A 23,855-nucleotide genomic window follows, 5' to 3' on the forward strand; every position below is an offset into this window, starting at 1 on the left:
AAGACAAACCAATATCTCATCCAAAGCAAAATTTATACCCGTGACAGCCTGTCATTCGCGAGAAATCGCTGATTTTTGCCTAATTTTACCTTTGGGTGGCTGGCAGCAAAGATGAATTGGTTTACACTGCCGGTACAATTGCTTACTGCATGGAAAATAAAGATATGTTGCAATTCCTTAACCGCTGCTCTAAAGGGCGCGGTGCTTGGCTATTACTGGCCCTGACTGCACTTGCATTAGAATTAGTTGCGCTCTATTTTCAGCACGTAATGTTGCTTCAACCTTGCGTGATGTGTATTTATGAACGGGCCGCATTATTTGGTATCCTGGGTGCCGCGTTATTAGGGGCTATTGCGCCTAAATCACCCTTACGTTATCTGGCTATTTTCATCTGGATTTACAGTGCTTGGAAAGGAGTTCAGTTAGCCTGGACACATACGATGCTACAACTGCATCCGTCCCCATTCACCACCTGTGATTTCTTTGTAAGCTTCCCTTCTTGGTTACCATTGGATAAGTGGTTCCCGGCTATTTTTGTTGCCAGCGGTGATTGTGCTGTCAAACAATGGGAATTCCTGACATTAGAAATGCCACAGTGGTTGGTGGGTATCTTCGCTGCTTACTTATTGATCTCAGTGCTCGTCTTGATTAGCCAATTTGTTAAGCCAAAAAGACGCGACCTTTTTAGCCGATAAGTCCCATACATATCTTTATCTATTTAAGACGCCATATGATATGGCGTCTTTTTTATTTCTGTCCGCGCTTTTGACATAAAAAAGGCCGCCCTAAGGCAGCCTTTTTTCACACTAATTATCAACGAATTAAGCTTTAGTGTGCGTACAAATATATTGATTAGCTTGCTCACCATCAACAACCGCCAAGCGAATTGGCAGCGCAGAAATATTGAGGGACGCAATAACCTGCTCCTCGCTACTGGCCTTTTGGAAGATTAGCGACTCACCCTGACCTTCTGGATTAACTTTTACAAACTTAAACACCGACTTATCAATGGTTAATTGTTGGTTCGGACCATCTAATACCGCAGTAAGATTCCCGCCATCCTTCAATTCGCAATCAAGATTAATTAATGATGCGCCAGCCGCTTGAGCCTGATGTGAAACGCTACCTAATGTAGCGGATAAGCCGATGATAACAGCGGCTAATGTTGAATATTTCATATTTTAAGTTTCTTCGTTAGATACGGCGTATGTCAGCCAAATCTGGCTTATTAATAGGTAAGTATTATCTGGCCCACTGCGGTTTATTCAGAATATGATCTTGCCAGTCAATGACTTCACTCTCGCGAACGGCAATATGACGCACCGAAATCCGCTCACCATGCATGGCTGATTTCGACCCTGTCAACAGGGGGTGCCAACTCGGTAAATCTTGTCCCTCACCGATTAAACGATAGGCACAAGTGGGTGGCAACCAATCAAAAGTGACCAAATTTTCGCGGGTTAACTTGATGCAATCTTCTTCTAATTCAAAGCGACGCTCATAGTTACGGCACTGGCAGGTTTTAATATTGAGCTGATCACAGGCCACATTGGTGAAATAAATTTCATCAGTGTCCTCATCAATCAACTTATTCAAACAGCATTGACCGCATCCGTCGCACAGTGATTCCCATTCGCTATCTGACATCTCAGCGAGTGTTTTTTGTTGCCAAAATGGACGTTGCGACATATCGGTATCCGGTGTGGTTAATGAACGTGCAGTTAATAAGCATATAGCTAAATGAGCGGGTCGTTATAGACGCTTTGGCTACCAGATGCAAGTATTTGCCGCCCAACCACAAGGACAGGCGGCCTAAACTACTTTAGATTATACGGGTACTCATCGTCTTGTCATTGAGCTTAATCGTTAGCATATCGCCCGATATCATTGGCCCAACCCCCTGCGGAGTTCCCGTCAACACAACGTCGCCTGCACGTAATGTAAAGAAACGACTGATATAGCTTATCAATGGGATGATCGGGGTGATCATATCGCGGGTATTACCCTGCTGGCGGATGTCCCCGTTAATGGTCAGGGATAAATCAGCATCTTGCGCATCGCCGAACTCAGCGACTGGAATAAAACCGGAAATTGGGCATGAGCCATCAAAGGCTTTCGCTTTTTCCCACGGTTGCCCAGCTTTTTTCAAACCTGCCTGTAATTCACGCAGAGTTAAATCCAATGCCACGCCATAACCGGCAATAGCACGCGCCACTCTATCTTCACTGGCTTGCTTTAATGGCGTGCCAATCAGAACAGCCAACTCCACTTCATGGTGTACAGCACCAAAATCTTTCGGAATGGCGACCGGCTGGCGAAGATCGCATAATGCCGTTTCTGGTTTGATAAACAGCACCGGTTCCGCCGAGGCCGTACTCCCCATTTCTTTAATATGCTCGGCATAGTTACTGCCAACGCAAACCACTTTATTTACTGGAAAATCCAGCAAAGACCCTTGCCAGTCTCTATGTTGATACATACTGCCTCTCCTGAATTCACATCCTGATAGACACGACACCGCGGTCATTTTAACCACAGACATTATTGACCAACACTATCGGCCATCATACCAATGCTGATGGCAAAATAGTAAGAGCGGTTCCAGTGCATAATGGTCCGAAAATTATCATAAACCAGAAATGCCCGCCCTTGCACATCATCGGGAACGATCACCCAAGCACGTAACTCAGGGTGAGTGATCTTCTTCCCAGATACAGGTTTGATACCAAGCCGCTGCCACTGCCCGATAGTCTTGGCTTGATTATCTTTCAAACCCGCCAGAGCAACATTGAACCCTTTTGGCAACTGTACTTCTTGCCCCCAACCTATCCCTGATGTCCAACCTTCAGTAGATAGATAGTTGGCAGTTGAAGCAAATACATCATCAATATTATTCCAAATATCGATTTTACCGTCACCATCACCGTCAGCACCATAATTCAGGAAAGAACTGGGCATAAATTGACTTTGTCCCATAGCTCCAGCCCATGACCCCTTCAATTGCGGGTCTTCCACTCGACCTTGTTGGACAATCTTGAGTGCGGCCATCAGTTCTTTAGTAAAGAATGCTTCTCGCCGGCCTTCAAATGCTAGTGTCGAGAGCGCAGAAATGACGTCTTCTTTACCTTGAATTTTACCAAAGCCACTTTCTAGCCCCCAAAGCGCAACAATATAGCGCTCTGGTACGCCATAACGTGCCGTCGCTTGTGATAACTGGGGCTGATAGCGCCGATAAATTGCCTTACCTTGCTCTATTTTTTTAGTCGTCAGAACCTTAGACAGATAATCATCTAATGTGACTTTCTTTTCTAGTTGGTTACGATCAGATTGAATCACCCGGTCAACAAAATGAATATTCGCAAATGCAATATCCAACGTCGCGCGACTGATCCCTTGCGCACGAGCATGCGCTTTCAACTGTTCGACATAAGCCGGGAACTGAGCCGGATCCCGACCTTGCTGAGAGAGCGTTGTTGTAGTGCTGTTCTTATTGACAGAAGCCGCGGCTGCAGCGCCTGAATCAGCCTCAACTTGTTGGGCGCTCGGCTGGGTTGGTATCGGGGCCGCGGCATTCTTACTGGAACATCCTACAGAGATGACTGTCGTCACAGCAATGGCAATTATTGACAGTTTCATCGTCACGTTCCTTTATAAAACAGGGGATTATGCCTTGGTTTCACCCAAATGCATTTTTAGCAAACTTTCTGGTGGCGGTGGGACTTGCAGATAAAAACCCTGCTCGACAAGCGCATTCTTCACTTTCTCAATATCGGCTGTCGCCAAGCTTTTTCGCTCGTTTAATGAAAGTAACATCGCAAATTGCGGTTGACCAAAACTGGCCAGTAGCTCCGCAGGAACTCTTGAGAAATCATCTTTCTTTTCAATATAAAGGTAGGTCTGATCCCGTTTCGGGCTTCGGTAGATAGCACAAAGCATGTTCTGGACTCTGGTTGGTAAATTCAATAATAAAATTGCATAGTTAGCTTAAGATTATAACACGTCATGCTAGATTGCATGTCTGAGATCTCAATAGATAGGGATGTCTATACCTATACTCTGTGCACATGGGTCAGGCACATAATGTTGATACTTTCCATTGTTGGTGCGTCGATGTTGTTGGTATCCCTGCTGTCTATTCTGCTGATACCCCTGCTGTTGGCATTTTGCCTGTTTATCACTTTCACGTTTTGCCGACTCGGCGTCTATCCGTGCCTTTTCCTGATCAAGCTGCCGCTGCCATGAATCAGCATTTGGAGTGACAGACCTCAGTGCTTTACGTTTTTCCAGATAATCCTTAGAAACCTTACTATCTTTTGGAATTTCAGCGTGATAGCTAAAATCAGCCCAGCTTGTTGCTGGAGCAGAAGTGGCAATAACACAGATAAATGACAGTGAGATGAAATTCCTTTTCATCGTTGATTTCCTTTAGAGTGATTGGTGTAAAAACCGCAAATTATCACAAAATGATTATCATTCTCAATATTAAATAACTAAAAATAGTACTGATTGGCGCAGTTTATAGTGAACAGAAAAGATGCCCGACAGTGAATGTTTAATTATTGCACGCTCTCTACTGTCGGCGTTGACAAAGTATCTGATCAGAGTTTTCTTAAATATTATTGTGAGCTATTTCACTAAGTCGATATTAACCATAATCAACCACTCTATTTCATCGTCTTAAAAGTGATAATAATGGTTACGTATTGTCATATCTTATAAAAACTGGAGTCACTCGATAAAAAACCTTGTTTGACTGAAAATAATGCTTTTTATGGGCGGCAACAAACCAGCATGAAGTAAATCTGACTGTTGAAAAAATATCCAATTTAATCATGGCAGTGATAATAGCCAAATATAGACAGGCCAAGGCTAGCGAATAAGCGGAAGTTATGCTGTAATTTCTTGTCAGATTGAAGTCATTAACGCTTTAGGATTTCAATATATTGATACGGATAGATTTCTCTTTATATTACCTATAACATGCTTGGGAAGATCAGAATATTGTACCCCGAATGGTATTTTGGGGATTAAACGCAGCTGAAACTGAGTCAGGATAGATGTCACAATCGCCAATTGAGTTAAAAGGCAGTAGTTTTACCCTTTCGGTCATTCATTTGCATGATTCGCGACCGGAGGTAATCCGTCAGGCATTACAGGAGAAGGTGGATCAAGCGCCTGCTTTCCTGAAAAACGCCCCTGTTGTGATTAACGTTGCAACGTTACCTAACGGTGCTAACTGGAAAGATCTCCAACAGGCTGTCACCTCAGCGGGTTTGCGTATTGTTGGCATCAGTGGTTGTCAGGATGAACGTCAAAAACGGGCAATAGCACGGGCAGGTTTGCCGTTACTGAGTGAAGGTAAAGGCCAGAAAATGGCACCAGAGCCAGTTGCCAGCCCACCAGAAAACGTTTCTACCAAGACACGAATTATCAACACACCTGTTCGTTCCGGCCAACAGATTTATGCTCGTAATTGCGATTTGATTGTTATCAGCAGCGTCAGCGCCGGTGCTGAATTAATTGCCGACGGCAATATTCATATCTATGGAATGATGCGAGGCCGTGCGCTAGCAGGTGCATCAGGTGATGGCCAATGCCAGATTTTTTGCACGCATCTCGGTGCTGAACTAGTCTCTATCGCAGGGCAGTACTGGTTGAGTGATCAGATCCCGCGCGACTATTTTGGTCAGGCTGCGCGTTTGCATCTGCTGGATAACGCATTAACTATACAACCTTTAAATTAAGCCCTTTTGACAAGGAATCCATTTCATGGCACGCATTATTGTTGTTACATCGGGTAAAGGGGGCGTTGGCAAGACCACATCAAGCGCGGCTATCGCAACCGGCTTGGCCCAAAAAGGTAAAAAAACCGTTGTTATCGATTTCGATATCGGGCTGCGGAACCTAGACTTGATTATGGGATGTGAGCGCCGAGTCGTTTATGATTTTGTTAATGTGATTCAAGGTGATGCCACATTGAACCAAGCATTAATAAAAGATAAGCGTACAGATAATTTGTATATTTTGCCCGCCTCTCAGACGCGTGACAAAGACGCCCTGACCAAAGAGGGTGTTGAAAAGATTTTGAATGATCTTGGCGACATGAATTTTGAGTTCGTGGTGTGTGACTCGCCAGCGGGTATCGAAAGTGGCGCATTAATGGCGCTGTATTTTGCTGACGAAGCCGTCATCACGACCAACCCTGAGGTTTCCTCGGTTCGTGACTCAGACCGTATCCTTGGAATATTGTCATCCAAGTCACGTCGTGCAGAAAATGGTCAGGAACCGATTAAAGAACATCTGCTGTTAACCCGCTACAATCCAGGGCGTGTTAATCGCGGCGATATGCTGAGTATGGAAGATGTCCTCGATATTCTGAGGATCCCACTGGTTGGCGTTATTCCAGAAGATCAGTCTGTATTGCGCGCCTCAAACCAAGGTGAGCCCGTGATTCTGGACAAAGAGTCTGATGCCGGTAAAGCTTATGACGATACCGTTGACCGTTTACTAGGAGAAGAACGTCCTTTCCGCTTCATCGAAGAAGAGAAGAAGGGCTTCCTGAAACGCCTTTTTGGGGGATAAACCATGGCTTTGTTAGACTTTTTTCTGTCCCGCAAAAAACCGACAGCCAATATAGCCAAGGAACGGCTGCAAATTATCGTCGCAGAGCGTCGTCGTGGGGACAGTGAGCCCCATTACTTGCCTGACTTGAAACGCGATATTTTGGCGGTTATTTGTAAATATATCCAGATCGACCCTGAAATGCTGCACGTGCAATTTGAGCAGAAAGGGGATGATATTTCGGTACTTGAACTTAACGTGACATTACCGGAAACGGAAGAAACGCCTAAATGATTTCTTCGCAATAACTCCCCCCTGTATTTATTTACAGGGGGGAGTTTTCTGTTATTGACTGTATAAATATCCAGTTTTGTTTCTGCTATTAATATATACCCATCTAAACAAGAAAAATCTTAATCTCTATTTCAGTTATTCATAAACTATCTATAAATTTAAACTGAAGTATTCAGAGTGAAGTTCCCTCCCCTCTGAATTTCGATTAATACTGCTGTAAAATCTCCGTCAATTCCACAGACAGCAAATCACCACGCCAGCCACTTAATAACTCAGGCTGTGTTTCTGTTGATTTCAGTTTCCAATGCCAACTGAGTAATTGGTTTATTTGACGACGTGATGCCAGTAACTCGCTGCTAAGTCCGCTGCGCTCACTGACTGATAATATTAGCGCTTTAATATCTTTAAAGACTTTCTTGTAACCGGGTTGATCAATCAAATTAATGACCGGTGGAGGGAGTTGATCTTCAGGGACAGCATCACTCTCTGCCACTAGCGCTAGCAAGGTGCGTCCGTGATAACGAATCTCTTGCCCACTCAGCCCTAGAGAATCCAGCTCACCTAGTGACGTCGGTTGGTAACGCGCAACTTGCCATAGGTTCTCTTCTCGCACGACAAAATTCACGGCTAAATCACGCTCACGCGCTTGGCGTAAGCGCCATGCAGCCAGCTTCTGCAAACAGGCCAGTTGACGACCACGTAATTGCCAAGCATTGGTGATTTCACGGTATGCCAGTTCCGGGTCAAGTGTTTCGCTGCGGCGTCGGCACAACAATTGGCACTCATCAATCGCCGCATCCATCCACCCTGCGGCCTCAGTGGCTTCCACTAACTTAGCGGCCAAAGGTAACAAATAGAACACATCCGCAGCGGCATAATCACACTGTTTTTCACTTAGCGGACGAGCAATCCAGTCTGTCCTAGATTCACTTTTATCTAACTCGACACCTTCAAATTCATTCACCAGCATGGCAAAACCACACGATAGCGTGCGCCCAGAAAATGCGGCCAAAACCTGAGTATCAATCATCGGCGTGGGCATCTGATCAAAGGCATTTAAGAATACTTCGAGATCTTCACTGCCCGCATGCAGATATTTCACTACATTGATATCTTGCAGCAGCTCGCGGAAAGGTTGCCACTGTGTGATAGGCAAAGGGTCAATCAGTGAAAGTTGTTCACCGTCATACAGTTGAATCAGGCCCAACTGCGGATAGTAAGTGCGTGTTCTGACAAACTCTGTATCCAGTGCGACATGGGCATGTTTTTGAGCTTGTTCGCAAGCCTGCTGCAACGCACTGTCGGTCGTGATCAACTGATAATTCAAAACGTCATTCTCTTGGTCGTTATACCCGTTATCTTTGGGGGTATAGTCTATGGCAAACACAACAACGCCGGTGATGACCGGCGTTGTTGATGATGATTAGGTGACTCAGTTAAGTTAAGCCGCGTTTTGCTCGCTAGCCTTAGTGTTAACTTGCTCGTCACGCAATTCCCTGCGCAAAATTTTACCGACATTCGATTTCGGCAATTCGTCACGGAACTCTACAATTTTCGGTACTTTATACCCAGTAAGGTAGCGGCGGCAATGGGTTAGCAGCTCTTCTGGCGTCAGTGAGGCATCTTTTTTCACTACAAATAATTTTACCGTCTCGCCCGAGACTTCATTAGGCACCCCTACGGCGGCAGACTCCAGCACTTTGGAATGTAACGCGACCACATCTTCAATCTCATTGGGGTAGACGTTAAAACCAGACACTAAAATCATATCCTTTTTACGATCAACTACGCGCAAAAAGCCCTGTTCATCAAGAGTGGCAATATCACCCGTTGCCAGCCAGCCATCTTTGAGCACTTCATCGGTCGAATCTGGCCGCTGCCAATAGCCTAACATAACTTGAGGGCCGCGCACCCATAGTTCGCCCGGCTCGCCGAACGCAGTGACTTCATTACCCTCATCATCAACCAAGCGAACATCTGTCGAAGGCACTGGTAGGCCAATGCTGCCACTGTAATGTTTCAAATCATAAGGGTTGCCCGTGACAAGCGGAGAACACTCAGTCAGCCCATAACCTTCCAAAAGGTGTCTACCGGTGAGTTTCTCCCATTTTTCGGCAACGGCTTTCTGGACTGGCATACCGCCCCCCACCGAAAGCCGTAACGAGGAAAAATCTAATTTGCTAAACTCTTCATTATTTAATAATGCATTAAATAATGTGTTCACACCCGTCATTGCTGTGAATGGATAGCGGCTCAGTTCTTTAACCATTCCCGGAATATCACGTGGGTTAGTGATTAATAAGCTACGCCCACCGAGCTCAATAAACAGCAGGCAATTCATGGTTAACGCGAAAATATGATAGAGCGGCAGTGCCGTCACGACCAACTCATGGCCGGGTTGCAGTAAGGGCGCATAGGCCGCTTTCGCCTGCTCCAAATTAGACTGCATATTCCGGTGCGTCAGCATGGCGCCTTTCGCCACACCGGTAGTTCCACCGGTATATTGCAAAAATGCCATATCCGTATTGATAACATCCGGCTTCACATATTGCATACGGCGGCCTTTCTGTAATGCCGTACGGAACGAAATGGCATCAGGCAAATAATATTTCGGCACCAAACGCTTTATGTATTTCACTACGAAATTCACCAGCGTACCTTTAGCTGTCGATAATTGGTCACCCATACGGGTTAAAATGACGTGCTTAACCTGAGTTTTGAAAACGATTTTTTCTAGTGTATGAGCAAAGTTGGAGACGATAACAATGGCTGCTGCCCCACTGTCATTTAGCTGATGCTCGAGTTCACGCGGGGTATATAGCGGATTAACATTTACCACCACCATGCCCGCGCGCAAAATACCAAACAAGGCGATAGGATATTGCAGCAGATTTGGCATCATCAGGGCGACACGGTCACCTTTTTGTAATCCTAAACCTTGCTGTAAATAAGCAGCAAAAGCACGGCTACGCTCTTCCAGTTTACGGAAGGTCATTACCTCCCCCATATTGATAAACGCAGGTTGGTCCGCATAACGCAATGCTGCGTTCTCAAACATTTCCACCAAAGAAGAATAGCGATCCGGGTCAATCTCTGCGGGGACGTCTGCCGGATAACGCTTTAGCCATACTTTTTCCAAGGTAGCACTCCTGAAATGATTATTGATCGCCAGAGTAAAACTCAAATTCACATCATAACTTTAACAATATTTTAACTCAGCTTACCAGTTTGCTTTTAAACAATTTTGAGGTTGCGATATACGTCACTATTTTCTGGTGCCGAGATAACTCAAATAGGCAATACAACAATCGAAATTGAATAAATTCCAATTAAATCAATAAATTATAGTTTTATGAAATGTTAAATTATGTAACCTTATGATTATGATACAAAAAAAAGGCGCTGAATTCAGCGCCCTTCTCTTAATTACGTGCCCACTATGCCACCGACTCGCTACTCCGTAACAATTGTTTGTATTGGTGCCGGGCCTGGATTATACCAGCCACCCCATCCTGGCCCCCACATTCCGGGGCTACGGTAACCCCAAGGCCCCATGGCAGGTGGCATCATCACTTGTTGAGCCAGATTCCAGCGCTTGTAGCCTGTCGCATTCATCACGACAAAGTCATACGGCGTCATCCCAATCTTGCCCGCTTCAACTCCAGTAATGGGGCCGACCACGGTAACCAGATGCCCTCGGAAATCAACTGGTTCAAGAAAACCATTCACATAAGCAATAACTCGCCCCTGTGAAGGTTCACCCAAAATAGGCCTCGCTCCAGAATCCAAAGGTACACTGGCTATCTCCAGCCGAGTACGTTGCTGCTCGTTAGTGACATTAATGACCGTGCCACCAAAGCGCGCCTCCTGACCGACAAATACCTGTGGAGAGGTTCTGACCAACGCCAAATTTTGCTGCGGTGTCGCCGTTGTTCCCTGAATCGCTGGCGGGATCGTGACACAGCCAGAAAGTAGCAAAACGCCCAAGCCCAGCCAACAACACATCCATCCACGACTTCTGCTCTGTCTAGATTGAGTGATTACCATTGCTTGCTACCCCTTATTATTTCTTTTTCACTATCCTGATATTTTAGACGCTAAACCAGATAACAAGTTGCTAAGTTCTAGCGTCCGGGCAGTTTTTTCCATGTCACTTCATTACGTAAGTAAACTGGCTCGGCATTTTCTACACTGACAACCTGCCCGCTGTCCCATGATGATAAAGCCAATGGCAACATATCTTCGGCTTGCGGCAAAATAACGTGTCCATCAGCCAGCACCACATTGCTGCCATTGATCATGTCGGGATAAGTCTGCCAACCCGTTCCCACGGTTGCCCATTGACCACTCAATGACTGGGCATGCTGTAGCACTTGTGCCGGGGTCATAACTGCCTCGGTAGCCTCGCCAAACCAGTGTCCTTGCGCATCACGCTCAAACTCGCCCCAATAGACTTCCCCCATACGCGCATCAATGGCAGCCAACACGCGTTGAGCGCCAGTCAGGCGAAATGCCCCCTGCGCCATGGTCTGCAAAGTAGAAACACCAATCATCGGTAAGTCGGCACCTAATGCTAGCCCCTGACCAATACCAATACCAATGCGCACACCGGTAAAGCTGCCTGGGCCTCGACCAAAAGCTAAGGCATCGAGTTGTTGTAGGGACAGGCCAGACTCGGACAATATTTGCTGTACCATCGGCAATATTCGTTGGGTGTGTTCCCGTGGGCACAGTTCAAACAACGCCTGAACGTCGCCGTTATTCCAGAGTGCGACAGAACAAGCTTCTGTTGCGGTATCGATCGCTAAAATTCGCGTGGACATGCCAACCTCGGCAGGAAAAGAGTATGAATTCAACACAGGGCGCGCATGATAGCACACCCCTCCTCGCTTTTCCCTCAATCGCGCTGCTTGAGAAAAGCGATGGCTTTCGCCAAGTCGCGAGTTCGTGGTGCTGGCGGTAAACTATTGAGGAACATCGCCCCATAAGGGCGCATCACTAGCCGATTATCACAAATCACTAGAACACCGCGATCATCAATATCGCGAATTAATCGGCCCACACCTTGCTTCAGAGTAATGACGGCATCCGGTAATTGCACATCATTGAAGGGATCACCACCGCGCAGACGGCAATCTTCGATTCGTGCTTTCAATAAAGGATCATCAGGCGAGGTAAACGGCAGTTTATCGATAATGACACAAGAGAGTGCATCACCCCGTACGTCTACCCCTTCCCAGAAACTGCTGGTTGCCACCAATAGCGCATTCCCTGCCGCCACAAACTGTGTCAGTAATTGCCCTTTGCTGGTTTCCCCTTGTACCAACACCGGCAATGTCATGCTGGCGCGGAACTCCTCCGCCAAGCCACGCATCATCTGGTGTGAAGTACACAGGAAGAAACAGCGCCCTTTATTCGCATCAATCAAAGGCTTTAGCATGACCGCTAATTTGCGTGCTGCCCCCGGCTCATTTGCCGAAGGCAAATTACGCGGTACACACAGCAATGCCTGATTAGCGTAGTCAAATGGGCTGGGTAACAGCAGCGTCTTGGCGTTGGTCAGCCCCAGCCGTGTGGTGAAGTGCGACAATTGGTCATTCACAGAGAGTGTGGCCGACGTGAAAATCCAAGTTCCTGGTTTTTCTTCGATTAATTCACGGAAACGGTCAGAAACAGAAAGCGGCGTGAGAGCCAGAACAAAATGGCGTGAATTACACTCATACCAGTAGCTGTAACCCGGCGTGTTAACATCTTTCAACCGCTTGAGACGATTACGGTACACTGTCGCTCGCTCAAAGGCGGCGTCCAGCATGGCTGATCGTCCCAGTGAGAGTTTCATCACGTCGTAACATAACTCCAGCGCATCATCGAGCAATAGCAATGCGCGCTGAATGGCCGGCTGCTCCATAACATCGCGTAAATTGCCGCGGTAACCGGGGTCGCCAAGCACCAAACGAAAGTCTTGCGTGCTTTGTGTCAGCCGGTCAGCACTTTTTTGTAGCTGTGCGGCGTCACGCACTTCGGTGCGATAAGCAATAATGATGTCTTTCGCCAGATCCATCAGTTGTCTGCTGGTCAGTTGCTGGCCGAAATATTGACTGGCAATATCTGGAATCTGATGGGCTTCATCGAAAATCATCACGTCAGCGGTGGGGATTAATTCAGCGAATCCACTCTCTTTCACCACCATATCGGCAAGAAACAGATGATGGTTTACCACCACAATATCCGCATCCATCGCCTTACGACGCGCTTTAACCACGAAACAATCTTTGTACAACGGGCAATCACTGCCCAGACAATTATCATTGGTACTGGTCACCAGCGGCCAGACAAAACTGTCTTCTGCAACCTGACCACAAGTGCTGATATCACCATCAACGGTTTCTGCTGACCAACCTCGCAGGCGAACCAAATCAACCAATGTCTCACTCGCCAATTCTCCCCCCGCCAATGACTGCTGTTCAAGTCGCTCCAGACAGAGGTAATTTGAGCGGCCTTTGAGTAAAGCCAGCTTCCCTTTGTACTTTAAAGCGGTTGCAACAGTGGGGAGATCCCGGGAATAAAGTTGATCCTGTAATGCCTTAGAGCCGGTGGAGATAATGACTTTGCAATCAGCCCGTAACGCAGGTGCCAAATAAGCAAATGTTTTGCCTGTTCCCGTTCCTGCCTCTACCACTAATTGCTGTTTGGCATCAATAGATTCACTGATGGCCGCCGCCATCTGGCGCTGGGATTCGCGAGGATTAAAACCTGTAATGGCCTGTGCTAGTGCGCCGTCTGTTGCAAAATCGTCTGTCACGCTTTCTCTTCCGAGTGAAATCAGCGGTGATTATGCCAAGCCTGACGGCCCGCGACCACACATTCTCATCACAAGCTATGCTACTCTAGCAATGAAACTGACATTGACATTCACACAAGGGAGTGAAAATGAGTATTGAGCGAATTAATCCGGAAAAACGTTGGTCAGACGCAGTCGTATTTAACAACACAATCTACTACACCAGTGTGCCCGAAAATCTGGATGCCGGCGCCACAGCGCAAACAGCCAACGCACTTGCTGCTATCGATATGATGTTGAATCAACTCGGCTCCGATAAAAGTCGTATTCTGGATGCCACGATATTTCTAGCCGATAAGGCTGACTTCGCCGAAATGAATGCCGCTTGGGATGCTTGGGTTGTCGATGGTAGCGCCCCGGTGCGCTGCACAGTCGAGGCCAAATTGATGAATCCAGACTATAAAGTCGAAATCAAAATCATTGCCGCATTGTAATAGTTTGTGGCCATAAATGATAAGGGTAGCCATTGGGCTACCCTTAATTTGATGTGCTGAATACTGTTTATACCTACGTCACTGGTGTTGTACCAAAGACGAAGGGCATCAGGACAGTTTGATCATCACCATCCCCGCCAGTAACAAGATCAGACCAATCCAGCCTTTATAATTCAGCCGTTGGTTGAATAAAATCCAACCGGCTGCCACAGTAGCGGCAATACCAAACCCACCCCATAGGGCATAGGCTACGGATAACTCAATGCCTTTGACTGCTTGTGCTAAAGCGCTGAATGCCCCTAATACTGACAGCAACGACAAAATACCCAGCCATACGCGGCGAAAACCGTCTGACATCTTCAGCAAAATATTAGCGATAATTTCTAGAACGACGGCCAATATCAAAAAGGCAATATGATAGAACTCAAGCTGTTGCATGATGCTCACCTGACTTTCCGGTCATCTTGCCACTGCCCGGCTTCTTCGGCTTACGAGTACCTGATTTCACCAACATGATGCCGCCGACCAAAGTCACTAAACCGGCAATTTTCAGCGGTGATAGACTTTCATCAAACCACAGCACACTGAAAACAGTAATAATCAGGATCCCAATCCCTTCCCACAATGCATACGCAACCCCCAAAGCGACTTTTTTAACAGCTAGAGCAAGCAAAATGTATGAACCGGTTATCATAACGTACATCACGATATGCCCGGCCATTTCCCCGCTGACGCTCGCGTATTTCATTGATAAGGTGCCAATAATTTCAGCAATGATCGCTAAACCTAAAAATATCCAATAAATCATGATTCTACTCCTAACATCCCTATACCCGATGGCTTTTAAGGTGTAGGAAGGTGATGCCGATGAGCTTATACAAGTCAGTCATTCGGGTGAACCACCGTAGCTAACACACCTACAATTTAAAAGATGACGGGTAAAACGCACGCTAAGGTCTATTTGTTACGGTTTCTAATTCACTTGATATATACCGTTGCAGGTAAGCAGCAAGCGAACTTATCTCGATGAGCTGACTCTGGTAAGTGATTCGGATAAGTGAACGTAGCGAACACCCCTGTGATGTCGAAGACAAAGGGCACGCACAGACCGTAAGAAATAGAAACTCACTTGGCGTATAAACTCTTACCTTAAATATTTCGAGTAACAGCAAGGCGGCAAGGAAGACAATCCCGATGAACTTACATGAGTAAGTCGTCCGGTTATTGAACGCAGCCAACGCATATGCAGCTTGAAATATGACAGGTATGCTTAAAACGGGAGAAGAAAGGCGCTATAGCTCGCTGCACCAGTGATGCTCACTGGCCAGAATGGCTGACAGGAAGAGTAGGCATGTAGAGTGAGTGACAGTAATTCCATTAATTTTAATCATAATATCTCTCTTTTTTTTAGCCACACCTGTTTTAGCCACATACATGTTTGCTAAACCTAGTGTGATACGCCTAAAATCCTCATAAAGTTAGAATAATTAACTGCTGTATTTTTACCACAGTCAATTTTAGAAAGCAAATCATCTATTTGACAAATAGTTTAGAAAAAGAGATTAAAAAATAATAAGTTAGTCATTCTCTAAAAACAAAACCCCTGCATTGCAGAGGTTTTATATTACGAACAAATTTGCGAATCTCCCATCAGTTCAGGGAGTTGGCACTGCTTATGCTGTGGCACCCGCGACAGCTTGTTTCGCTAATTCAGTAATGCGAGCGTAGTCACCTTTTTCCAGCGCATCAGCAGGAACCAACCAAGAGCCGCCGATACATAAAACGCTTTTCAGCGCGAGGTAATCACGGTAGTTACTAGGCGTAATACCCCCTGTTGGGCAGAAGCGCACTTGTGAGAATGGACCACCAATAGCTTGTAACGCTTTCACACCGCCATTAGCCTCTGCAGGGAAGAATTTAAACTCACGCAGGCCATAGCTCATGCCAAGCATCAGTTCTGAAACGGTACTGATCCCTGGGATCAACGGGATAGAGCCTTCGGTTGCGGCTTTTAGCAACTCATCAGTCAATCCTGGGCTAATGGCAAATTGTGCACCAGCTTCAACAACCTCAGCCAATTGCTGTGGATTAAGCACGGTGCCAGCACCAATAATCGCCTCAGGCACTTCTTTAGCGATAGCGCGGATAGCCTCAACAGCACAAGGGGTGCGCAACGTCACTTCCAGCACCCGAACACCACCAGCCACTAAGGCCTTTGCCAGCGGTACCGCTTGCTCGAGCTTGTTAATCACAATCACCGGGACAACAGGGCCTGCGGTCATGATCTGTTCTGCGCTCGTTTTCCAGCTTTTCATCAGTTGTATCTCCACTTATGCCGATCGGCATGTACTCACCCGAAGGTGTCAGTTGAAATATGTCCAGTGGGGCTTTCCACCAGCCATAAAGAATTAGAATCGAGCCAGCCAACGGCTCTTTTTATTATTTGCGTAAAATAGATGGGGCCTCCTGCCCTTGGCTACGCGCCAATTTCCCTGGCGAAGATACGCCACCAGAATATTTCTGATGGCGTTGACAACATTATCTATTCGAACTCGTTCCAAGAACGGCCATCACGGGTGATCATGGCAACGGATGCCACCGGCCCCCATGTCCCTGCTTGATAAGGTTTTGGCGCTTCATTATCAGCAGCCCATGCATTCATAATGGAGTCAACCCACTTCCAGGCCTCTTCAACCTCATCACGACGTACAAACAGTGCCTGAATACCTCGCATGGTTTCCAGTAGCAGACGCTCATAGGCATCAGCAATATGCTGCTCGTTAAAGGTTTCGGAGAAACTCAAATCAAGCTTCGTGGTTTGTAAACGGTGCTTGTGCTCCAGACCAGGGACTTTATTCAGCACTTCAATTTCGATGCCTTCATCTGGTTGCAGACGGATGGTCAACTTGTTTTGCGGCAGTTGCTGATAGGATTCACGGAACAGATTCAGTGCTGGATTTTTAAAATACACCACCACTTCAGAGCATTTGCTTGGCAGACGTTTACCAGTTCTCAGATAGAACGGCACTCCAGCCCAACGCCAGTCATCAATATCTACGCGGATAGAAACGAAGGTCTCGGTGTTGCTGCTTTTGTTCGCTCCTTCCTCTTCCAGATAGCCAGGGACTTTGTTGCCTTGAACAAATCCGGCAGTGTACTGACCACGCACCGTGGTTTCGCGCACATTGGTGTGATCGATACGACGCAGCGAGCGCAACACTTTCACTTTCTCATCACGGATGCGGTCGGTGCTCAAATCGGCTGGCGGTGACATTGCAATCATGGTCAGGATTTGCAGCAAATGGTTTTGGATCATATCCCGCATTTGGCCGGCCTGATCAAAATACCCCCAGCGCCCTTCAATTCCCACTTCTTCAGCCACCGTGATCTGTACATGATCAATGGTGCGATTGTCCCAATTGGAAGCAAACAGTGAGTTAGCGAAACGCAGTGCCAACAGGTTCAATACCGTCTCTTTACCCAAATAGTGGTCGATACGATAAACCTGACACTCATTAAAATATTCAGCGACTTGATCGTTAATCACCCGTGAAGACGCCAAATCTTTCCCCAGCGGCTTTTCCATCACGACGCGGCTTGGTTCTTTATTCAAGCCGGCCTCACCCAACCCTTTGCAAATAGCCCCAAAGGTATCCGGCGGCATAGCGAAGTAGTTAATAGTGGTGCGATTTTTTTGATCCAACATCTTGCCCAACTTGGCAAAATGCTTGCTGTCATTGACATCTAAATTACAGAAGTCGAGACGAGAACTGAGCTTTTGCCACAGTTCGTCATCCAGCTTCTCTTTCATAAAGGTATCGAGGGCTTCCTTTACCACGGCTGTGTACGCGTCTTTATCCCAATCGGCACGGCCTACGCCGATAATCCGAGTATCAGGGTGGATGTGACCCGCTTTCTCTAATTGGTAAAGGGAAGGCAGCAGTTTACGGCGAGCCAAGTCTCCCTTAGCGCCGAAAATCACCAGATCACACGCCTGGGCTGCCTGGGCTGTATTAGTTACCGCCATGTTATTCTCCTCGTTGCAGGATATTTGTAATTTTCTTACATTACTAATGTACTCTCTTTGACTATAGCCAGTAAACCCGGATAAAAGTGGACCAAAAAAGGCGAAATAACACTCAATAGAACCGCAGGCCGCGTCAAATCAGGCCGCGCAACTTTGAAATGTAATTTTATGACGTTTTTGACAACTATTTACCATTATGAAAATTAGACACAGGTCATATTCTGGTGAAAAAATGTGACTTCCAACCAGATGCCACTGCCAACGGGTCCCAGCACGTAGTATATTTTCATTAAACCGGCATAGATTTCTCCTTTAAATGAAATCGGTAAAACCCATGGGTGACTCTCGTTATATGAATACGCTGGAAAATATCCAAAATAATCTGGACCTCCTGAGCAAATCGGAAAGGAAAGTCGCCGAGGTGATCCTCGCCTCCCCACAAACTGCCATTCACTCCAGTATCGCTACACTCGCTAAAATGGCGAATGTCAGCGAACCCACGGTAAACCGTTTTTGCCGTCGATTAGACACCAAAGGTTTCCCCGATTTTAAACTTCATTTGGCACAAAGTCTGGCTAATGGCACACCTTATGTGAACCGAAATGTTGAAGAGGATGATAGTGTAGGCGCTTACACGGGGAAAATTTTTGAATCGACCATGGCAAGTCTAGATATGGTGAAGAACAATTTAGATATTGCCGCAATTAATCGTGCTGTGGATTTGTTGACTCAAGCAAAGAAAATTTCATTCTTTGGTTTAGGTGCCTCAGCTGCCGTTGCTCATGATGCAATGAATAAATTCTTCCGTTTCAATATCCCGGTGATTTATTTCGATGACATCGTTATGCAACGAATGAGCTGTATGAATTCTAGTGAAGGTGATGTCGTGGTATTGATATCCCACACTGGTCGGACGAAAAGTTTGGTCGAGCTGGCCCATCTGGCCCGTGAAAACGATGCCACAGTGATTGCCATCACCTCACGCGATACGCCACTGGCCGATGAAGCAACATTATCTCTGTTGTTGGATGTGCCAGAAGACACCGATGTGTATATGCCGATGGTGTCGCGCATTGCGCAATTAACATTGGTTGATGTCTTGGCAACCGGCTTTACCCTTCGTCGAGGGGCAAAATTTAGGGACAACCTGAAGCGAGTCAAAGACGCACTGAAAGAATCTCGTTTCGATAAGAGCTCACCACAGGTCAACAGTGGCGAATAGTGCTAGACAACGAATTGTATCAAAAAGTAAATGCAATCAGTGCCAGAAGTCGCTTTGTTTTGTGTTAGCGCATCTTCTGTCATGAAAATTTGACGTACTATTGAAAAATAACGTTCTTAATGGCTCGAATACCCTTTGAGTCGATAAGTGGTAAATAGCTCGCTTTTGTAATGTTGTCATTAATGGATAAGCGGTCTTCGAACAGGGCCATTTGATTCATTAATCGTTTTACATCCGCAAGCGGATAACATGCTAGATACTGTTTTTGATGAGGATATCTTTTGATAATGCAGGATTTTATTAAAGGGATGTTTTTGACAAAACCCAGTGGCATGAGCATGTCGTCGTAAAATTTGTAGCTTAATTACATTTTACTATCGGATTTATTATCCGCTGTTTTAACAACACCATGCTTCATCAGTCAACGGAGTAAGAGATGTCCAGACGGCTCAGAAGGACCAAGATTGTTACTACACTGGGGCCGGCTACTGACCGCGACAATAATCTGGAAAAGATTATTGCTGCGGGCGCTAACGTAGTCCGCCTGAATTTTTCCCATGGTAGCGCTGAAGATCATAAGTTGCGGGCCGAAAAAGTCCGTGTCATTGCTGCCAAATTGGGGCGCCACGTAGCTATTCTTGGCGATTTGCAGGGTCCGAAGATCCGGGTATCTACTTTTAAGGAAGGCAAGGTTTTCCTTAACATACATGATAAATTCCTGCTTGATGCCAACATGGCAAAAGGTGAAGGCGATAAAGACAAAGTTGGCATCGATTACAAAGGCCTGCCAGCAGATGTGGTGCCCGGCGATATCTTGTTACTGGACGATGGTCGCGTACAACTAAAAGTGATCGAAGTTCAGGGTATGAAAGTGTTCACCGAAGTTACTGTCGGTGGCCCGCTCTCCAATAATAAAGGCATTAACAAATTGGGTGGTGGCCTGTCAGCCGAAGCTTTGACGGAAAAAGACAAAGCCGACATCATTACCGCCGCTGAAATCGGTGTGGATTTCTTGGCCGTCTCTTTCCCACGGACTGGTGAAGATTTGCATTACGCGCGTCGTTTGGCCCGTGATGCAGGCTGCAATGCTCAAATTGTGGCAAAAGTTGAACGCGCTGAAGCGGTCGCAACCGATGAAGCCATGGATGACATCATTCTGGCCTCGGATGTCGTGATGGTAGCGCGTGGTGATCTGGGTGTTGAGATTGGTGATCCTGAGTTAGTCGGTATTCAGAAAAAACTGATTCGCCGCGCTCGTCAGCTTAACCGTGCCGTTATCACTGCGACCCAGATGATGGAATCGATGATAACCAACCCGATGCCAACTCGTGCAGAAGTCATGGACGTAGCTAACGCCGTGCTAGATGGTACTGACGCCGTGATGTTGTCGGCAGAGACCGCTGCTGGGCAGTATCCGGCAGAAACGGTGGCAGCCATGGCCCGGGTTTGTCTGGGTGCTGAAAAAATCCCAAGCATCAATGTGTCAAAACACCGTCTTGATGTGCAATTCGATAATGTCGAAGAAGCCATTGCCATGTCGACGATGTATGCGGCCAACCACCTCAAAGGTATCACGGCAATTATCGCGATGACGGAATCAGGCCGCACTGCGCTGATGATGTCCCGTATCAGTTCTGGCTTGCCAATTTTTGCGATGTCACGCCACGACCATACGCTAAACCTGACGGCTATTTATCGCGGTGTGACCCCGGTTTATTGTGATACTCATACTGATGGCGTACTGGCTGCTAATGAAGCAGTCAATCGCCTGAAAGATAAAGGCTTCTTGGTGTCTGGTGACTTGGTTATCGTGACTCAAGGCGACGTAATGGGAACTATTGGTACAACAAATACCAGCCGTATCGTCCGTGTCGACTAATCTGTTTTAAGCCACTATTGGCTTTGATTAACCGTTAATCAACCAGAAGTAAAAAGCCCGCTAATTAACAGCGGGCTTTTTTATATTCAATTATAAATTAGAGGTCTTTACGAACATAAGGCTCTAATTCACCCTCTTTGCGCGTTTTTAGAAGTTTAAGAATCCATGTATATTGCTCTGGATTAGGTTTTACCAGTATCTCAACTTCTTCATTCATACGACGGGCAATATAAGCATCATCGGCATCAGCTAAATCATCCATTGGCGGACGAATATAAATATCGAGGCGATGCTCGCGATAATTATAAACCGGGAACATAGGTACGATAGCCGCGCGACAGACTTTCATTAACCGCCCCACGGCCGGCAATGTTGCCTTGTAGGTAGCAAAGAAATCAACAAACTCACTTTGCTCAGGGCCATAGTCCTCATCGGGTAAATAATAGCCCCAGAACCCCTGACGCACTGAACTGATAAAGGGCTTAATACCGCTGTCGCGTGCGTGGATACGCCCACCAAATCGCAACCGCGCACTGTTCCATAAATAATCGACCAATGGATTACGCTGATGATGGAACATCCCTGCCACAGGCTTACCTTGCTCGGCTAATAACATGGCCGGAATATCTATCGACCAGGCATGTGGCACTAACAAAATAACATTACGCTCTTGCTGTTGGAGCTGGTCCAGAATATCTAGCCCATGCCAATGAACGCGAGTTAACACTTTCTTCGGATCACGAAAACACAGTTCCGCCATCATCATTAAAGGTTGCGCCGCAGTGGCAAACATTTGATCGATAATATGCTCGCGCTCTGCCTCTGGTAGTTCTGGCATACAATAGAGAAGATTAATCCGGGCACGACGACGGGCACTTTTGGCAAATTTCCCAGCAAAACGACCAATTCCAGCTAATAACGGGTCACGGAATTTGGGGGGAACATAAGCCATGGCTGCCATTGCTCCGGTTCCTAGCCATACGCCCCAAAACCGTGGGTGTAGGAAAGATTTTTTGAATACCGGAATAAAGCCAGCAGCGTCGTTTTTCTCTTTTTGCATGGGGAAACTCTTAGAATTGGCAGTGGGCTAATAATAATTGCAGATGACATTTTTTGCAGACAATCTTAGAGAAAAATAATCAGTTAGAAAAACGATTATTTGAAATTCAAGCCCGCAAAGATATATAGCCTATCTGACTGAAACTGAACCGCCAGTGTTTAACGACTGGCGGTTCCGAGATACTTAATCCGGTAGAAATGGCGACCGGGTAATAGTTAATCCAACTGCAACTGAGGAATGACCTGCTTGGCGATAGCCAGATATTCGCTGCGATCTTTGCCGGTTAACCCTTCCGAACGCGGCAATTTGGCCGTCAGTGGATTGACTGCTTGTTGGTTCATCCAGAATTCATAGTGCAGATGCGGGCCAGTAGAACGCCCCGTGTTGCCAGACAATGCAATACGATCGCCACGTTTAACTTTTTGCCCTGGCTTGACCAGTAGCTTTTTCAAATGCATATAACGTGTGGTGTATTGACGACCATGACGGATAGCAACATAGTTACCAGCGGCCCCACTGCGCTTGGCGATAACAACTTCTCCATCACCGACAGCCAACACTGGCGTCCCTACAGGCATAGAGAAATCGACACCTTTGTGTGGGGCAATACGCCCTGTGACCGGGTTAAGACGACGGGGGTTGAAGTTAGACGAGACACGGAACTGTTTTATCGTTGGGAAACGTAAGAAGCCACGCGCCAAACCAGAACCTTGACGATCATAAAACTTACCGTCATCAGCACGGATAGCATAGTAATCTTTGCCGCCAGATCGCATACGAACACCAACCAGTTGGCTTTGTTCACTGCGCCCGTCCAATATCTCACGCGACATCAACACCGAGAACTGATCACCTTTGCGCAATTTGGAAAAATCTAACTGCCATTGTAATGCTTTGGTCACTGCGCGAATTTCAGAATTGGTTAAGCCCGCTTTTTTAGCGCTGCTTACAAAGCTGCCATCAAGCCGGCCGGTTAGAACCGAATTACTCCACTCACCTTTTTGCAGCTCTTTTGTTTCTTTGAAACTATTACCAACGCGATCATAAGTGCGGGTTTCGCGACGAGAAACTTCCCATGTTAAGCGCTGCAAATCGCCGGTGTCATTGACGGTCCATGAGATTTGTTGCCCAATTTTCAGATTACGCAAATCACGGTTTTGATTCGCTAATAAAGATACATCCGAGATGTCGATACCATATTGAGTCAGGATGCTGCTCAGGGTATCCCCAGTTGAGACAACATATTCATGGACACCAGGTTCACTGACATCTTTGGCATCTAATTCATCTTGCGGAATTTCATCATCAGGAGTTGGCTGATCAATTGGTTCACTGGCTTCAGGTAATAAAATACGGGATTGGCTGTTATCTAATACTACGCTTTTGGCGACAGGTTCATGCTCTGGATGATAAACAAAAGGCCGCCAAACAGCGACGGCCAGAGTCATTACAGTCAACGACCCCAACATGATGCGGTGGGGTCGAGGGAGATTGTTATACGCCAATGTGATAGTTCGGACTATCTGCTGCACTTATG

General features: G+C 46.5%; 24 protein-coding genes. 7 read left to right on the forward strand and 17 right to left on the reverse strand.

The features are described 5' to 3' along the window. Window positions 1-164 precede the first annotated feature (164 nt). Complete coding sequence (dsbB, locus tag ACIOG0_RS12000; RefSeq protein WP_050101273.1) at window positions 165-695, forward strand: disulfide bond formation protein DsbB; 531 nt, start codon at window positions 165-167, stop codon at window positions 693-695. A 126-nt stretch (window positions 696-821) separates the two neighbouring features. Here dsbB and ACIOG0_RS12005 read toward each other — a convergent pair whose 3' ends face one another. The 6 genes from ACIOG0_RS12005 to ACIOG0_RS12030 all read right to left on the reverse strand — a co-directional run bounded on the left by ACIOG0_RS12005 (window position 822) and on the right by ACIOG0_RS12030 (window position 4,413). Further along, entirely contained in the window at window positions 822-1,178 is a 357-nt protein-coding gene (locus ACIOG0_RS12005; RefSeq protein WP_050101238.1) for a hypothetical protein, read from the reverse strand. 64 nt (window positions 1,179-1,242) lie between these two features. Next, on the reverse strand, window positions 1,243-1,689 hold the full coding sequence (locus ACIOG0_RS12010) for a YcgN family cysteine cluster protein (protein ID WP_050101172.1): 447 nt from the start codon (window positions 1,687-1,689) through the stop codon (window positions 1,243-1,245). Between the two features lie 133 nt (window positions 1,690-1,822). Next, on the reverse strand, window positions 1,823-2,479 hold the full coding sequence (locus ACIOG0_RS12015) for a fumarylacetoacetate hydrolase family protein (protein WP_050101171.1): 657 nt from the start codon (window positions 2,477-2,479) through the stop codon (window positions 1,823-1,825). Between the two features lie 62 nt (window positions 2,480-2,541). After that, window positions 2,542-3,636, reverse strand: coding sequence for a lytic transglycosylase domain-containing protein (locus tag ACIOG0_RS12020; protein ID WP_128451900.1), 1,095 nt, complete (start codon window positions 3,634-3,636; stop codon window positions 2,542-2,544). 27 nt (window positions 3,637-3,663) lie between these two features. Beyond that, window positions 3,664-3,936 carry a YcgL domain-containing protein gene (locus ACIOG0_RS12025; RefSeq protein ID WP_050101169.1) on the reverse strand — a complete coding sequence of 91 codons (273 nt, stop codon included), beginning with the start codon at window positions 3,934-3,936 and terminating at the stop codon, window positions 3,664-3,666. Window positions 3,937-4,026: 90 nt separating this feature from the next. Next, window positions 4,027-4,413: a hypothetical protein gene (locus ACIOG0_RS12030; protein ID WP_050101168.1), complete on the reverse strand. Its 387-nt coding sequence runs from the start codon at window positions 4,411-4,413 to the stop codon at window positions 4,027-4,029. Window positions 4,414-5,057: 644 nt separating this feature from the next. On the opposite strand from ACIOG0_RS12030, the gene minC reads away from it, so the two are divergent. From minC to minE, 3 genes are read left to right on the forward strand one after another with little or no spacing between them, the layout of a single operon-like run. Continuing rightward, window positions 5,058-5,744, forward strand: coding sequence for a septum site-determining protein MinC (minC, locus tag ACIOG0_RS12035; RefSeq protein ID WP_050101167.1), 687 nt, complete (start codon window positions 5,058-5,060; stop codon window positions 5,742-5,744). A 25-nt stretch (window positions 5,745-5,769) separates the two neighbouring features. After that, window positions 5,770-6,582, forward strand: a complete 813-nt coding sequence (gene minD / locus ACIOG0_RS12040; RefSeq protein WP_050101166.1) for a septum site-determining protein MinD — start codon at window positions 5,770-5,772, stop codon at window positions 6,580-6,582. A 3-nt stretch (window positions 6,583-6,585) separates the two neighbouring features. Then, a complete protein-coding gene (gene minE, locus ACIOG0_RS12045) occupies window positions 6,586-6,855 on the forward strand; it encodes a cell division topological specificity factor MinE (protein ID WP_002211180.1) in 270 nt (89 codons plus the stop codon). A 205-nt stretch (window positions 6,856-7,060) separates the two neighbouring features. On the opposite strand, the gene rnd is transcribed toward minE, so the two are convergent. The 5 genes from rnd to ACIOG0_RS12070 all read right to left on the reverse strand — a co-directional run bounded on the left by rnd (window position 7,061) and on the right by ACIOG0_RS12070 (window position 13,657). Then, window positions 7,061-8,182, reverse strand: a complete 1,122-nt coding sequence (rnd, locus tag ACIOG0_RS12050; protein WP_050101268.1) for a ribonuclease D — start codon at window positions 8,180-8,182, stop codon at window positions 7,061-7,063. Window positions 8,183-8,296: 114 nt separating this feature from the next. Then, the gene (gene fadD / locus ACIOG0_RS12055; protein WP_050101165.1) at window positions 8,297-9,994 is read right to left on the reverse strand and encodes a long-chain-fatty-acid--CoA ligase FadD; all 1,698 of its coding nucleotides are present in this window, start codon (window positions 9,992-9,994) and stop codon (window positions 8,297-8,299) included. 314 nt (window positions 9,995-10,308) lie between these two features. After that, window positions 10,309-10,902, reverse strand: a complete 594-nt coding sequence (locus ACIOG0_RS12060) for a Slp family lipoprotein (protein ID WP_050101164.1) — start codon at window positions 10,900-10,902, stop codon at window positions 10,309-10,311. A gap of 77 nt (window positions 10,903-10,979) precedes the next feature. After that, window positions 10,980-11,678 carry a tRNA (adenosine(37)-N6)-threonylcarbamoyltransferase complex dimerization subunit type 1 TsaB gene (tsaB, locus tag ACIOG0_RS12065; protein ID WP_050140650.1) on the reverse strand — a complete coding sequence of 233 codons (699 nt, stop codon included), beginning with the start codon at window positions 11,676-11,678 and terminating at the stop codon, window positions 10,980-10,982. A gap of 74 nt (window positions 11,679-11,752) precedes the next feature. Next, entirely contained in the window at window positions 11,753-13,657 is a 1,905-nt protein-coding gene (locus ACIOG0_RS12070; RefSeq protein ID WP_128450974.1) for an ATP-dependent DNA helicase, read from the reverse strand. Window positions 13,658-13,785: 128 nt separating this feature from the next. On the opposite strand from ACIOG0_RS12070, the gene ACIOG0_RS12075 reads away from it, so the two are divergent. Continuing rightward, window positions 13,786-14,130, forward strand: a complete 345-nt coding sequence (locus tag ACIOG0_RS12075) for a RidA family protein (protein ID WP_050101162.1) — start codon at window positions 13,786-13,788, stop codon at window positions 14,128-14,130. 108 nt (window positions 14,131-14,238) lie between these two features. Here ACIOG0_RS12075 and mdtI read toward each other — a convergent pair whose 3' ends face one another. The 4 genes from mdtI to zwf all read right to left on the reverse strand — a co-directional run bounded on the left by mdtI (window position 14,239) and on the right by zwf (window position 18,157). After that, window positions 14,239-14,568 carry a multidrug/spermidine efflux SMR transporter subunit MdtI gene (gene mdtI / locus ACIOG0_RS12080; protein ID WP_050101161.1) on the reverse strand — a complete coding sequence of 110 codons (330 nt, stop codon included), beginning with the start codon at window positions 14,566-14,568 and terminating at the stop codon, window positions 14,239-14,241. After that, the gene (gene mdtJ / locus ACIOG0_RS12085; RefSeq protein WP_050101160.1) at window positions 14,555-14,938 is read right to left on the reverse strand and encodes a multidrug/spermidine efflux SMR transporter subunit MdtJ; all 384 of its coding nucleotides are present in this window, start codon (window positions 14,936-14,938) and stop codon (window positions 14,555-14,557) included. Before mdtJ ends, mdtI begins: the two co-directional genes overlap by 14 nt. A gap of 865 nt (window positions 14,939-15,803) precedes the next feature. Continuing rightward, window positions 15,804-16,445, reverse strand: a complete 642-nt coding sequence (locus ACIOG0_RS12090; RefSeq protein ID WP_050101159.1) for a bifunctional 4-hydroxy-2-oxoglutarate aldolase/2-dehydro-3-deoxy-phosphogluconate aldolase — start codon at window positions 16,443-16,445, stop codon at window positions 15,804-15,806. A 227-nt stretch (window positions 16,446-16,672) separates the two neighbouring features. Then, a complete protein-coding gene (gene zwf, locus ACIOG0_RS12095; protein WP_050101158.1) occupies window positions 16,673-18,157 on the reverse strand; it encodes a glucose-6-phosphate dehydrogenase in 1,485 nt (494 codons plus the stop codon). 334 nt (window positions 18,158-18,491) lie between these two features. Between zwf and ACIOG0_RS12100 the strand changes: the two genes are divergently transcribed. Together ACIOG0_RS12100 and pyk are read left to right on the forward strand one after the other, a co-directional pair. After that, on the forward strand, window positions 18,492-19,379 hold the full coding sequence (locus ACIOG0_RS12100) for a MurR/RpiR family transcriptional regulator (RefSeq protein WP_272897632.1): 888 nt from the start codon (window positions 18,492-18,494) through the stop codon (window positions 19,377-19,379). A 436-nt stretch (window positions 19,380-19,815) separates the two neighbouring features. Further along, window positions 19,816-21,258, forward strand: coding sequence for a pyruvate kinase (pyk, locus tag ACIOG0_RS12105; protein WP_050101157.1), 1,443 nt, complete (start codon window positions 19,816-19,818; stop codon window positions 21,256-21,258). 97 nt (window positions 21,259-21,355) lie between these two features. Here pyk and lpxM read toward each other — a convergent pair whose 3' ends face one another. Both lpxM and mepM read right to left on the reverse strand, forming a co-directional pair. Then, window positions 21,356-22,318, reverse strand: a complete 963-nt coding sequence (gene lpxM / locus ACIOG0_RS12110) for a lauroyl-Kdo(2)-lipid IV(A) myristoyltransferase (protein WP_050101156.1) — start codon at window positions 22,316-22,318, stop codon at window positions 21,356-21,358. 215 nt (window positions 22,319-22,533) lie between these two features. Further along, a complete protein-coding gene (mepM, locus tag ACIOG0_RS12115) occupies window positions 22,534-23,850 on the reverse strand; it encodes a murein DD-endopeptidase MepM (protein ID WP_050101155.1) in 1,317 nt (438 codons plus the stop codon). Window positions 23,851-23,855: the final 5 nt, after the last annotated feature.

This window comes from Yersinia vastinensis (genome assembly GCF_044905075.1).
GTDB lineage: Bacteria > Pseudomonadota > Gammaproteobacteria > Enterobacterales > Enterobacteriaceae > Yersinia > Yersinia vastinensis.